Raw genomic sequence first — 13,420 nt, 5'->3', positions numbered from 1 at the left:
CCACGAAGGAGCACCAATGAACATGCCACTCAAGAGCGGACTTGTCGAGATGATCGACATGGCCGCTCACCTCGTCGGTCAAGCCGGCGGCGCCGGCCGCCGCCGCGATCTCGACCGCGCCCTCGGCCGGATGAATGAACGCCACGGCGCTGCCGGGCTGTTCGCCGGGCTGTGGGATGCCGCCGGACTGCGCGGCCGCTGCGCTCAATTGCACCACCCGACGCCGGGCGACCTGCCCTTCGCGGTGTACACCCCGACGATCGGCTGGTGCCTGGTGCATTCGCTCGACGCCGCAGGCTGCTGGCAAGCGCTCGAAAACAATGGCGCCGCATCGACGTTGTCGCGTCTCGACGACGTCGTCTGCGTTTCCCTGCCACGCCATAGCGTCAGCGCGCGCGGCGGACGACCCGGCGCGCTCGATCTGACGGTAGTGGCCGCGCTGGCGCACCGGCGCGTCTTTGTCGATGCCGTCCTGGCCACCGGCCTGATCACGCTGCTGGCGGTGGCGACGTCGCTCTTTTCGATGCAGGTGTACGACCGGGTGATCCCCAATCAGGGCTTCAACACGCTGTGGGTGCTGACCGTCGGCGTGGCGATGTCGATCGGCCTCGAATTCATTCTCAAGCAAGTACGCAGCAGCACGGTGGACCGCACCTGCAACGCCATTGACGAGGCGCTGTCCGACTGGTTTTTCAACCGGATGCTGGGCATCCGCATGGAGGCCCGTCCGGCCTCGGTCGGCACGCTCGCCTCCCAGGTCAAGGGGTTTGACATGGTGCGTGGGGCACTGACCTCGACGTCGCTGTTTGTGTTGACCGATGTGCCATTCGCGCTGTTGCTCATTGTCATGATTGGCCTGATCGGCGGCTCGCTGGTGGTGGTGCCCTTGATCGCGCTGCCGATTGCCCTCGCCGCAGGGCTGATGTTCCAGCGTGCGATCGAGCATCATGCGCGACTGAACCTGTCTGCCAGCAATCGCAAGGCCGGGCTGCTGGTCGAAGCTGCAGACGGCATCGAATCGCTGAAGGCCAACGGCGCCGAATGGAAGATCCTGGCGCGCTGGAACCTGCTGGTGGCCGAGTCAGGCCATTCGGACCAGCGCATGCGGCGCTGCAGCGCGCTGTCGCACAACCTCACCGCCACGCTTCAGCAACTATCGTATGTCGCGCTGGTGGCAGTCGGCGCATTGCTGGTGACCGACAACCGGTTGACGATGGGCGGGCTGATGGCGTGTTCCATCATCAGCGGAAGAGCCCTGATGCCGATCGTCCAGCTGCCGCAGGTGATGCTGCAATGGGCGCAGGCGCGCGCGGCGATCGAAGGTCTCGATCACATCATTGCGTTGCCCAACGAGGACGACGACGCGGCCGATGCCCTCGCGCCGCAATATCTGGCAGGCGGGCTCCGGTTCGAAGGAGCAAGTTTTACGTACGGCGCAATCAATCGCGTGGCACTGTCGCTGCCTAGTCTGGACATCAAGCCGGGGGAACGGATTGGACTGATAGGCGGTATCGGTTCCGGCAAGAGCACCTTGCTGAAACTGGGGTCGGGCATGTATCGGCCCGCTGCCGGGCAAATATTGTTGGGCGGAATAGACCTGGCCCTGCTGGCGCCGGCGGCCGCGCGCGCGATCGTCGGCTATCTGCCACAGGAGACACGACTGTTCAGCGGAAGCCTGCGCGACAATCTCGTGCTCGGGCTGCAGGATCCCGGCGAGGATGCCATCCTTGAGGCGGCGCGCCGCACCGGCCTGATCGAACTCGTGCTAAGTCACCCGAAAGGCTTGGCGCTGCCCCTCACCGAAGGCGGACGCGGCGTGTCGGGCGGCCAGAAGCAGCTCATTGCGGTGACGCGCCTGTTACTGGCACGCCCGCGGATTTGGCTGCTCGACGAGCCGACCAGCGCAATGGACGCGGTGACCGAGGCGCGGGTGGTCGGCATATTGCGTGAAATCGCCGCCGAGGGCGTGACGCTGGTGGCGGCGACGCACAAGACGGCGCTGCTGCCACTGTTCGATCGTTTGATCGTCTTGCATCGCGGGCGTGTGGTGCTCGATGCGCCGCGCGACGCCGCCCTGGCCAGACTGGCCGCGACCATGCAACCGACGCTTGAAGAGGCTGCGGCATGAGGGCGCCGCTGCGGCGCGATGCAGCGCGCGCCGGCAAAGGGCGTGTCCTGATCTGGGGATCGGCGCTTGCTGTCGGCGGCCTGCTGGTCTGGGCCAGCTGGGCCGAACTCGATCAGATCACCCGGGCGAACGGTCAGGTGATCGCCAGTTCGCGCAACCAGGTCATCCAGGTTTCCGAGGGCGGCATGCTGGTCGAACTGCCGGTGCGCGAAGGCGCGCAGGTCAGGCAAGGACAATTGTTGGCGCGCTTCGACCGCACCAAAGCCGAAGCGGCCTACCTGGAAACGTCGGCCCGGGCAGCCGGGCTGCAAGCCGGCGTGGCCCGCCTGAGCGCTGAGGTGTTCGGCACCGCGCCACGCTTTCCGGCCGGGCTGGCAAAATATCCGGAGTTTCGCGACAACCAGTTAAGCCTGTTCAGGAAACGCCAGGGCGCAATCCATGCGGAAGTCGACACCTTGCAAAAATCGATGCGGCTGATCCGGGACGAGCTGGACATGAATCTGCCACTGCTGGAGACGGGCGACGTCAGCAGGTCGGAGATCCTCAAGCTTCAGCGTCAGCTCGTCGAGCTGCAGGGGCAGATCACGAATCGGCGCAACAAGTATCTACAGGACAGCCAAACCGACCTGGTCAAGGCCGAAGAGGAGCTCGCCGGTGTGCTGCAAATCCTCACCCAACGCAAGGAACAACTCGGGTTCACGGAAGTGCGCGCGCCGATGGATGGCATCATCCGCAATGTCCGCCTGACAACGATCGGGGGGATTGCCAAGCCGGGCGAAGAGATCATGCAGATCGTCCCCTCCGATGGAGACCTGATCATTGAGGCGAAGATCCGGCCCGCCGATATTGCGTTCGTCAAGCCCGGCCTGCCGGCAGCGGTGAAGCTTGACGCGTATGACTACGCGATCTACGGCGCCCTCAACGGCGAAGTGACCTACCTCAGCGCCGATACGCTCAACGAGGATGTGCGGGCCAATGAGCCAGCCTATTACCGGGTGCAGATCCGCACCAATGGCCGCGACCTCGTTGGCCGGCATGCCGAGCGCATCGTCATTCAGCCAGGCATGACCGGCACGGTGGAAATCAATACGGGGCGAAAGACAGTGCTGCGCTACTTCACCAAGCCGATTTCGAAAACGCTGTCGGAGTCGCTGGGCGAACGCTGAAGGCGTGCCGGACCGAAGCACACAGGCCTGTCTGCACGCCGGGCGCAGGGCCCGGCTCGCGCCGGGTCGCACAGACCAGCCGTCAGCCGCCGCCAGGGTCTGGCCTGCCAAGTCGCTCGGGTGCCGATGCCGGTTCGGGATCGGCATTCGTGGGTGTCATATCGGCCAGCTCGCTCTCAAAGATGATGGCGACACGAAACGGATTGATCGGGCCGAGCCGGCGCTCGACGCCGTCCCATCGTTTGTCGCTGCCAGTGATTGGTGGCACCATGGAGACCTCTGCAGTGTGGTTCGGTTCGCCCTTGTTCGGCCCGCCGTGCATGACGCTTCGATCATCCATCCATGCGCCAGCCAGACCGGTATCGTTTGACTGACCGGCAATGGCTCGCCCGTGCAATCCGGTCGCGACGCACCCGCAGGCGTGCCGCCCTGCCGGCGCCGATTGCGGCGCCGCCGCCCTGCCCCCATCGCAGCATCAACTCTGGAACGCGGTTGTGAGCATTGCCGGCAGCTGGCGAGCCGCCACGCCACGGCCCTCGCCGCCTGGCGTTGCGCTGCGCGGCGCCGGCGGCATCGGCGTCGCCGCTGTCGCACTGGACGTCGTAAAACCAGATCGGGTGGTTGCCGCCGCAATCGGTGCGCGTAAATAGCAGCAGCGACTTGGGCAAACCGGCATGGCGGTCGGACAGCCCGGCAGAAAACGTGATGACCGCATCGACCTGTTGCTCTTCGACCAACTGCCGGCGCAGCGCCAGATGTGCCGGCGAGGATCCGTTCAGGATATGCCGCGGCACGATCACGGCGGCGCGTCCGCCACGCTTTAACATGCGCAGAAACTGCGCCACCATGACAATTTCCGCGTGCGCGGTACTGGCCGCATCCTGGTGGCGCAGGCCAGCGGTGGAAGGATGGGCCAGCACGATCGAGTACCGGTCTTCCTCGCCCGCCACGTCCGGCGCAACGCTGTTGGTATACCGGATATCGGGGTTGATCACGCCGCGCAGCGCCAGGTTCATGCAAGCGATGCGCAACATGGTCTTGTCGGAGTCGTACGCATGAAACATCCGGTGGTGGAAATGTTCGCTCGCGTTGGGGTCGGCGAACATTGCGGGATGGCACTGCGCGAGGTATTCGGCGACGCCGACCAGGAAATTACCGTCGCCGCCCACCGGACTGCAGACGATATCGCCCGGGCACGGTGCCACCAGGGCCACCATCAGCCCGGTGATGCAGGGCGGCGTGGTGTATGCCCCCCGTGCGCCGATGCCGGCAAGCTTGCCGGCAAGGTAGTCGTAGGCCGCGCAGCCGCGCCGACCGGCCTGGCGTGGCAGCGCCTCGATCAGCGTGACCAGTCGCGCCAGCGCGGCGGCGCTGGGGATGCTGAAGCGCACGCCTTTCATATGCTGCGCGTAGGCCGATCCAGGCCCGCCGAGACAGCGCAGGCGGGGAAACACGTGGTCGGCCAGCAAGGCGTACATTTCGGCGCCGCGCAGGTCCTTGAAACGCGACCAGTGCATCAGGTGGTCCTCCGCGCCGGCCGGGCTCCAAAGCGGCCCTTGCGGCGCGTGGAGCGGGCCGATCAGGCGGCTCGCCTGCAAATCGTCGAGCCGGCGCAGGAACAGCAAGTACAGCATCTGCTCCATGATCTCGACCGGTTCGTACATCCCGCTGCGCCAGCACTCTGCCCAGATGGCCTCGATACGGCGGCGAATGTCATGCTGCGGCATGGGATAGCCTCACACTGACCGGCGCAGGCGACTACCGCGCGCCGGCGCGCGCCATGGCCGGCGCCGGTTCGTCGATGCCGACATGGCCGAGTACCTGGTCGGTCATGTTGTCGACGCTAAAGCGCGCCGCCAGCGCGCGCGTATTGCTGACCAGCTGGCGATGCAGCTGGCGGTCGACCAGCAGGCGTTCAAGCTGGCGGGCCAGGTCGCCGCTGTCCCAGGCCTTGAAGGTCAGGCCACCCATCTTGTCGCCGTCGCGCACCACTTCGCCAATGCCGCCGTAGTCGGGCACCAGCGCCGGCGCGCCATGGGCCATTGCCTCGGCCACCACCAGGCCGAACGGCTCGCGGTTGACCGATGGATAGACCACGCAATGGCTATGCGCATACAGCGAATCGCGCACTTTGATCGATACCGAACCGGCATGAAATATCCGCAGTCCGAGGTGTTCGGCCAAATCGGCCACCACGTTGCGGTAGGCGGTGCCCTTCGCGGTCGAGCCGCACAACACCAGTTGGATCGCCAGGTCACGCCCGCCCAGCAGACGCACCGCATACAGCAGCAGATCGATGCCTTTCTCGACGTCCTGACGGCCGACATAGGTGACAATCGGGAAATGCGGCGACAGGCCGGGAAACACCAGTTGCAGGCTGGCGAACGAATGCCTGACGCCGCCGGCCGGTAGCGCCACGCCGTTATACACGACGGCCAGGGCGCTGCGCGCTACCGCCAGCTCGTCGACGATACGCTCGACATAGTCGCGACTGACAACGATGGCAGGCCAGGCCGATGCGCGCACCGCCTCGTTGAGCAGCTGGCGATACGGTTCGAGCAGATTGCGCCGGGCGGCAAGCGCGGCGAACTGCTCGTCGCCCTGAAACGTCAGCAGGTAGTCGAAGTCGTGTCCGCCCATCCGCTTGGCCTGCATCGCCAGCGGCCCGAGCGAGGCGAAGCTCATCAGGACGTGACTGACCTGGTCCTGCGCGAGGAAGTCGCGCAGACGCCGCGCCAGCGCGCGGTCGCCTCCTGGCCGGCCATACAGGCTGCCGATCAGGTTTCCCAGCAAGCGCTCGACATAGCCGGCGCTGCCCTGCACGACCCGCACTCTCAGGCGCTGGGGCAACATGAACAGCAAGCTGCCCACCACCCGGTCGAGCAGGCCGGACGGTTGCGCGAAGTGATAGCGGGTGCCGTGGCACAGCACCCGCTGCTGCACGCCCGGGTCGACCATGTCCTCGTTTGCTTCCATCATCCAGTACACCGTCACCCGATAGCCGCGCCGGTGCAGCGCATTGGCGAGCGCCAGGTCGCGCACGGTGGAGCCGAGAAAATCGCCACTGCCCATCGTGACGAATGCAAAACTGGCGGTCTTTGTCATCGCATGCTCCCACATGTGCGTTAGAAGGTATACGAGGCGCCGACGAACAGCGAGCGTCGCAGCACGCTGCCAAATTCGCTTGCGCGGCTGCCTCGGGAATAGGTCGGTATCGCATACAGCAGCCAATGCTCTCCCAGTTCGTATTCGACACTGACGATCAGTTGCGCCGACCGGTCGTCGAGGTTGCGAATGGCGCGCACCGCCAGGTTCAGCTTGCCGCCGATCTTGGTGTCGACATACTGGAACATCGCGTAACGACGCCGCGCCAGCGGGCGCAGCGGGTCGAGCAGCGCGCCGCGGCGCTGCAGGCACAGCTCGATGGCCACATCGGCACAGCCATCCTTGTTGAAAAAATATTCGGCCGACATGGTCGGTCCGGCCATTGTCGTGTACGAGGCGCCGACCAGCAGCTGGCGGTCGCGCCGCTCGACGGCGTAGCGATCGGTCGCGGCAACATCCGCCCCGGCCGCATGCCCGGCACTGCCTTCCACCCGGATCGACAGCGCATCGGTGACGTTCCAGCCGGCGAAGGCGCCGATGCGGCCTCGTTCGCCGTCGGCGCGCGAACCGATCAGTGAAAAGAAGGTATCGTCGCCGGTATAGTCGAGCTTGGCGGCAAACGCCTTGCGGTAGCGCTCACGCGCATCGAGCCGGCCCCTGCCGGTGTTGGCGATCAGCGACATCGTCACCGCCGGGCTGGCAACCAGCACCGCGCGGGCGTAGTCCATGCCCGGCAGTTCCAGGTTCGGATTGTTCCTGCCGTTATTGGCGTTGAACGGATTCGACGGCGACAGCAGCGCCGATGGCCCCCACTGCAGGTTTTCGCGGCCATAGCTCAGAATCAGCCGGTCGAACAGGCGGTAGCGCACCGAACCCTCGTTGACGAATGCCTCGTCGCGCCGCGACCGCAGCGGCGCGCTGCTGCCCGTCACCACCCGCGTGTGGGTCCACCGCAAGCGCGGCTTGAAGTCGATTTCGACCTGGCCGAATTTCAGGTTGAAGTCGGGCCGCAGCTCCAGCACTGCCTGGTCGCGCGGGATGCCAAGCACGTTGCCGGGATTGAGGGGCGAATCGAGCGTGTCCTGGCGCAGCACGTAGCCAAATTCGTTGATGCGGGAATAGAAGCCGTTGCGCAGCTCGTCGGCGAAGCTGGGCGGCGCTTCGTCCGCGTCCACGCTGCCGCACAAACCGAGGCCAAGCAAAGCAATCAGGGATAGTTTTCGCATCGTCAAGCCTCATCGCATAAACAAGTTCAAGTCAAAGAGATAGTCCGGCATCGGGGCGATGCGCGGACTGCGTAGCTGCAGGTAGGTGACGGCGCCGTCGAGCAGTTCGCCGTGCAGCGTGATGCGGGAAAGGAAGGGCTGCGCCTTGCCGTCCAGCGTGATCGTGTTGCCATAATCCATCGTTGCCGATTTGAACTTCTTGCCCGACACGGTGAAGTACTCGGCCCTGACGCCGAGATGGCGCCGTTTCGTCACCCAGTAGGTAATCCGGTCATAGGTCACCTTCTCGGCCTTCGCCGTCAGCTCGAACACGTAGCACGGCTCGCCATTGACGTCGGCGTCGGGCAAGGCCGTCGCACTATAGTGCTCGGCGTAGTTGGTCGAGGCGATGTCGCCATACGACGCCTCCCCCATCAGTTTCTGGCGCATCGAGATGGGCACCGGCTTGCTCAGGCCAGGCTTGTAGAACCACATGTTGTTGTTGACCATGAGGATCTTGTTGCCGCGATACTTGGGCGGTGCCAGGCTCATGCCCGCAACATTAAAGCCGCGCACCTTCATGTCATAGACCAGGGCATCGGTGCTGCGCTCGTCGCTGACCGTCTCGATCGTCACCTGCCAGGCCAGGCCGCTGACGTTGCCGCGCGCCTGGTCAGCATCGCGCAGGATTGCCGCGGCCGACGGATCGGCGCCGGCCCGCATCGGCAGCAGCAGCGACAGCATCAGCAGCGCCGCCTGCAATGCGTTCACGCCATGTTGGCTGTTCGTCATGGGATTTCCTCGCGTCGGCTCAGGCATAGCCGAGTGCATTGGTGATGGGCATGCGCGCAGCCTTGCGCGCGGGAATGATCGCCGACAGGGTCGACAGTGCCACCAGCATCAAGGTGCTGAACAACCAGTAGGCGGGCACGAGATGGATCTGCAGCGGCACCCGGCGCGCGATCTGGGGCGGAATCCAGGTCGGCTGCAGCCAGCCGACCAGCGCGACCACCAGCAACGTGAGCGCGATGCCGCACGCCGATCCCAGCCCGCCGAGCGCCACGCTTTCCAGCGAAAACAAGGCGACGATGCCGCGCCGCTTGACGCCCAGTGCGCGCAGCGTGCCGATCTCGCGCGTGCGCTCAAGCACGGCCATCGTGAAGGTGTTGACCACACTCATCACCACGATCGTAAACACGATCAGAAAGGCGATCACGAAGATCACGTCGAACATGCGCTTGACCTTGGTGTAGAACGGCGAGAGCTCGTTCCAGGTCCGCAGGTCGAGGTCCATGCCGACCGCCTTGAGCTCGCGCGCCAGCACAGCGCGCATGGCGTCGGTGCGCGCAGTACTGTCGAGCAAAACGGTGATCCGGTCGACGCTGGTGGTGTCGTACAGTGCCTGTGCGAACTTGAGCGGCACCAGTGCCAGTTTGTCTTCCAGCGCCTCGATGGGCGCATCGATCAACTGGTACAGCTCGGCGTCGAGGGCATTGATCTGGCCCGTCACGGTGGGCGCCATGGCCACCGCGGTGGTGCCCAGTTGCAGGCTGAGCGCCTTGGCCAGGCCGTGGCTGACCCCGATTCCATGGCTGACCGCGTCCGCCAGCGGCTGGCCGTCGTACAGCTTGACCCGTGCGCTGCCGCGGTCGGCCAGTCTGCCGATTGCATCGATGTCCGACGGCACTCGGCCCGACGCGACAAAGATGGTCGACACCTTGCCATTGCTGAGCAGGCCGGAAATCTGCAGCTGCGGCGTGACGACCAGCGCCTCGGGATGGCGTGCCAGCACCTGGCGCACCGCCTGCTGCTCGGCCTCGCTGAGCAGGTAGCGGGTCGGCTCGAGCTTGCCCTGGTCGAGAAAGCCGGCCTTGAAGATGGTCACGTGGCCGTTCGCCTCGACATAGATGTAGCTGTCTTGCAGGTTGGTGAAAATGTAGGCGGTAAAGCCGCCTAGCACGTTGACCGCGACGAAGCCGAATGCGATCGCGAGGATGGTGAACCAGGACCGTCGCCCATTGCGAAACAGGTTCCTGAGCGCCAGTTTGAGCCAGGTCAGCATGATTTTCCCCTCAACGCCAGCGCGCCCGCCGGCGCCTTGCGGTCCTCCACGACGGCGCCGTCGTGCAGCATGATGCGGCGGTCGACCCGCTCGAGCAACCGTTCGTCGTGGGTGGAAAAGACGAAGGCGGTGCCGTCGCTTTTGCTGATCGAACGCATCAGGGCGATGACCTTCAGCGCGTTGTCCGAATCGAGGTTGGCGGTTGGCTCGTCGGCGACCACCAGTGCCGGCGAGCCGACCAGCGCGCGGGCGATGGCGACGCGTTGCTGCTGACCGCCAGACAACTTGGCCGGGCGGTGCGCCAGATGGCTGGTCAGGCCCACTTCGGCCAGCCGCGACAGCGCCGCCACGCGCGCCGCCTGCGCCGAGGCCTGTCCGACCTGCAGCGGCAGCATGACGTTTTCCAGCGCCGACAGCACCGGGATCAGGTTAAATCCCTGGAACACGAAGCCGATCGCGCGGTTGCGCAGCGCGCTGCGCTGGTCGTCCGACAGCATGGCCGCGTTCTGCCCGAGGAAATGCACGCTGCCCGACGACGGCGCGTCAAGCAGGCCGATCAGGTTGCAGAACGTCGATTTCCCCGAGCCGGACGGTCCCCAGACAGCGACAAATTCGCCCGGCTCGATCTGCACGTTGACCGCTTTCAGGGCGTCGATCCGGCTCTCGCCCATCAGGTAGTGTTTGTTGACGCCGCGCATTTCGAGCAGCGGTCCGGGTCCGGCAAGCGCAATGGACATGGCAGTTCCTTCGGTCAGGGGTTGGCATCCGGGCTATCGACGGCAATCACGAACTCGCCGTCGCGCAGGGTGAGGATGTGTGCTTCGCAGCCGCTGGGGCGGTGACACAGGTGCAGGCTGCCATCAGGCGCCAGCGCCTGCGCTTCGAACAGCTGAGGCGCACCGGCCACGCCGCTGCCCAGCCGTTTGCCGAGCGCCTCCTTGGCGCACCACAAGCGGGTGATCCACGCGTCGCGCTCCGCGCCGCGCCAGGGCGCCAGCAGGCGCCGTTCTTGCGCGCTGCTGAAACTGGCCAGGAAGGCATCGTCGCGCGCGACCACCGGCTCGATATCGATACCGGCAGGCGCGGCGCCGGCCACGGCGATCGCCTGGCCCGCGCTGTGGGCGATGCTGATGCATGGCGGCGCCAGCGGGCCGGGCCAGCAGGTGATGCGCGGCTGGCCGGCGTCATCGTGATCGATCGCAAATCCGGCCGGGTGCAGGAAGCGGCCGGCGCCGGCGGCACCGGCGTGCCAGGCGCGCGCCGCGTCCTTCGCCGCGATGCGCCCGAGCAACCACTCCAGCTGGCGTTGCGGCCATGCCGCCTTGGCGTGAAATTCGGCCATCTCGCTGGCGTGCAGACAATTGCGCGCCAGCAGTGCCCGATCGAAACGGGCGACCCGCTGCGCGCTCACGCGCTGACAGACCAGACCGGCCAGCGGCGCCGGCAGGGCCTGGGCATCGCTGAGCAGAAACTGCGCCGGATCGCGCTGGAAATCGACCAGTTGCGGCGCCCAGGCAAATTGCCAGCATTTCCAGCCGCTGATGCGCAGCCACACGCCCCCCGCGCCATCGCCGACTTCGACGTCGGCGCTAAGCGTGTTCAGTTGCCGGCCGACGACGCTGACGTACACCGGTACCAGCGTGCCGTGCGCCGGGGTCGCTCCAAACAGGTCGAGCCGGTCCAGGCCGATCGGAAAGATGATGCTGCCTTGCTGCATCGCCCAGGCCCCCAGCAGCTGGCCGACCGCATCGAGCAGCGCCGGATCGCACAGCAACTGCGGCTGCGGCTGTCCCGCGAACCAGTCGTGCGCCGGCAGAACGCGCAGCGTGGCGCAGGCGTGCAGCGGCCCCAGCTCGACGGCGCCTTGCAGGCCCTGGAAGCGCGGCCCGTGGAACAGCCGCCGTTCGCTGTATAGCCGGGCCGCGTCGAGCGTCTGCGCGCCGTGCGCCGGCCTGGTCTGCGCCGGCGGCGCGGCGTCGTAGCCGGCGCCGAGCAGCACCGTCGCCTCGATCGCCGGCACCGGTTGGCCGCCGGCGAACAAGCGCACCGCGATGCGCGCGCAAGCTTGCGCCGCATCGGTCGATGCCACCGTGGCCTCGATGCGCAGCGCCAGTTCGCCGCTGTCGACGACGGCGATCCAGCGCCGCGCCACCACCGCTTCGAACCCGGTCAAGCCGTAACCGGGCGCCAGGCAAGCGGCGGTCTCGGCCAGCATTTCCAGGCTGGCCGTCATCGGCACCACCGGAAAGCAATCGGCCAGCGCCTTCACACTCGTGGCGTGGACGAAATTGTGGTCCGCCAGGAACAAGTCCTGACCGAGCGTCAGGCGCCGCGTGACGGTGATGCGCTCGCCTTCAATGCAGTCGAGCACGTCGCCGACGAACGGCAGCGCCGGTGGCGCCGCGCGTGCGCCGGGCGCCGGCGCGGCCGCCGCTTCGAACATGCGGCCGATGACCGGCATGGTGCCCGGGGCCAGATGGTGGTTGCGGTGCGCCATCAGATCTTCTCCAGCACCAGTCCGGTGACGGTCAAGCCGGGGCCAAAGCCCAAGCAGACGATTCGCGTACCCGGCAGTACCGCCGATTCGTCAATGATCGCCTTGAGGATGTGCGGCACGGTCGCCGACGACATGTTGCCGTTCTCGCGGAAGACCGATTTGCTGATGGCGACCTGGTCGTCGCGCAAGCCAAGTTCTTCCTGGATGTGCTCGACGATTTTCGGCCCGCCCGGATGGATCGCGAACATCAGCGCCTGCTTGTCGGCCTCGAAATCGATGCCGATCGCGCCCAGCAAGGCGAGCACGAACCCATACACGTGGCGCTTGATCACCACCGGCACCATCACCGACAGCGTCATGTGGAACTGGTGCGACGCCGGCACCCACGTCATGTCGTCGGCTGAATCGGGCAGCAGGTGCTCGTCGAAGGCGAGGATACGCAGGCCGGGAAGGCCATGGCGGCGCACGTAGTCATCCGAACACACCGAATAGTTGATGAAGCCGTCGGCAAACAAGGTCATCGTGATGATGTTTTCGACCGCGAAGTCTTCGAAATTGTTGTGCGCCGACAGCAGCTCGGTATGGACGATGTCGACCCGTTCCTTGGGCGCGGTGACCCCGTGGTGCGCCGAGGCGAGAAAGCCGTGCGCCATCTTGATTGCCGGGAAGGCGCCATAGCAGCCCATGTGGTAGCTGTGGGTCACCGTGGTCGAGAACCATTCCTTGCGCGCGACGAGCCGTTCGACCGGGCTGGGGGCGAGGTAGCCGGAGCAGGTCACGTGGATCAGGTCGTCCGGCGCGGTGGCGTCGTCGTCGTACATGCGCGCCAGGCAGTCGCCGACGATCTGGCCGTAACTGGCGTGACGCACCTTCAGGTCGGCGCCCTTGGTGTCGTCCGGGCCGGCGAAGATGCGCAGGGGCGCGTACTCCGGTTCGGCCAGCACCAGTTCGCCGCCGGCGATGCGGATGTCCTTGAGTTGAGGAAAAAAGACCAGCTGGCGCCGCCGGATCTGCTCGGCCGACACCGCATACTTGTTGAACTTGCTTTGCATCTCGGCCAATGCCTGCCGCTTGCCTTCCTTGCTGTCGATCCCGTGCAGCTTGCAATAGCCGCGCGCCATGCCATACGCGGACACCTCCAGGGCGAGCCGCTGGGGCACCGGTTTGACGACCTGCGCCGGCGTGAAGTTGACGAGGATGGGATTGGCATACGTGTTCATTTCAGAGTCCTTGTCAGTAGTCGATCGTTAGTTAGTC

At 65.9% G+C, this 13,420-nt stretch carries 11 protein-coding genes; 2 read left to right on the top strand and 9 right to left on the bottom strand.

Annotated elements, in window-relative coordinates; genetic code table 11:
• The first annotated feature begins 16 nt into the window (after positions 1-16).
• Together CR105_RS22170 and CR105_RS22165 are read left to right on the top strand one after the other, a co-directional pair.
• Positions 17-2,128: an ATP-binding cassette domain-containing protein gene (locus CR105_RS22170; RefSeq protein WP_218968742.1), complete on the top strand. Its 2,112-nt coding sequence runs from the start codon at positions 17-19 to the stop codon at positions 2,126-2,128.
• Positions 2,125-3,294, top strand: a complete 1,170-nt coding sequence (locus CR105_RS22165) for an HlyD family type I secretion periplasmic adaptor subunit (protein ID WP_099792289.1) — start codon at positions 2,125-2,127, stop codon at positions 3,292-3,294. The genes CR105_RS22170 and CR105_RS22165 overlap by 4 nt, the downstream gene beginning before the upstream one ends.
• An 82-nt stretch (positions 3,295-3,376) precedes the next feature.
• On the opposite strand, the gene CR105_RS22160 is transcribed toward CR105_RS22165, so the two are convergent.
• From CR105_RS22160 to CR105_RS22120, 9 genes are read right to left on the bottom strand one after another with little or no spacing between them, the layout of a single operon-like run.
• Positions 3,377-3,634, bottom strand: coding sequence for a hypothetical protein (locus CR105_RS22160; protein WP_099792287.1), 258 nt, complete (start codon positions 3,632-3,634; stop codon positions 3,377-3,379).
• Complete coding sequence (locus CR105_RS22155; protein WP_099792285.1) at positions 3,627-5,021, bottom strand: HsdM family class I SAM-dependent methyltransferase; 1,395 nt, start codon at positions 5,019-5,021, stop codon at positions 3,627-3,629. The genes CR105_RS22160 and CR105_RS22155 overlap by 8 nt, the downstream gene beginning before the upstream one ends.
• 31 nt (positions 5,022-5,052) lie before the next feature.
• A complete protein-coding gene (locus tag CR105_RS22150; protein WP_229414069.1) occupies positions 5,053-6,399 on the bottom strand; it encodes a glycosyltransferase family 4 protein in 1,347 nt (448 codons plus the stop codon).
• 20 nt (positions 6,400-6,419) lie between these two features.
• Positions 6,420-7,625 (bottom strand): hypothetical protein, encoded by a 1,206-nt coding sequence (locus CR105_RS22145; protein WP_131021793.1) that lies wholly within the window; start codon positions 7,623-7,625, stop codon positions 6,420-6,422.
• Positions 7,626-7,634: 9 nt separating this feature from the next.
• Positions 7,635-8,396: an outer membrane lipoprotein-sorting protein gene (locus CR105_RS22140; RefSeq protein ID WP_099792281.1), complete on the bottom strand. Its 762-nt coding sequence runs from the start codon at positions 8,394-8,396 to the stop codon at positions 7,635-7,637.
• Between the two features lie 19 nt (positions 8,397-8,415).
• A complete protein-coding gene (locus tag CR105_RS22135; protein WP_099792280.1) occupies positions 8,416-9,666 on the bottom strand; it encodes an ABC transporter permease in 1,251 nt (416 codons plus the stop codon).
• On the bottom strand, positions 9,660-10,403 hold the full coding sequence (locus tag CR105_RS22130) for an ABC transporter ATP-binding protein (protein ID WP_099792278.1): 744 nt from the start codon (positions 10,401-10,403) through the stop codon (positions 9,660-9,662). Before CR105_RS22130 ends, CR105_RS22135 begins: the two co-directional genes overlap by 7 nt.
• Positions 10,404-10,417: 14 nt before the next feature.
• Complete coding sequence (locus tag CR105_RS22125; protein WP_099792276.1) at positions 10,418-12,163, bottom strand: polyketide synthase dehydratase domain-containing protein; 1,746 nt, start codon at positions 12,161-12,163, stop codon at positions 10,418-10,420.
• Positions 12,163-13,383 carry a 3-oxoacyl-[acyl-carrier-protein] synthase III C-terminal domain-containing protein gene (locus tag CR105_RS22120; RefSeq protein ID WP_099792274.1) on the bottom strand — a complete coding sequence of 407 codons (1,221 nt, stop codon included), beginning with the start codon at positions 13,381-13,383 and terminating at the stop codon, positions 12,163-12,165. Before CR105_RS22120 ends, CR105_RS22125 begins: the two co-directional genes overlap by 1 nt.
• Positions 13,384-13,420: the final 37 nt, after the last annotated feature.

It is taken from the genome of Massilia eurypsychrophila (assembly GCF_002760655.1).
Lineage (GTDB): Bacteria > Pseudomonadota > Gammaproteobacteria > Burkholderiales > Burkholderiaceae_D > JAFCUW01.
The sequence above is the reverse complement of the archived record's forward strand: the minus strand, read 5'-3'. Positions and strand labels throughout refer to the sequence as shown.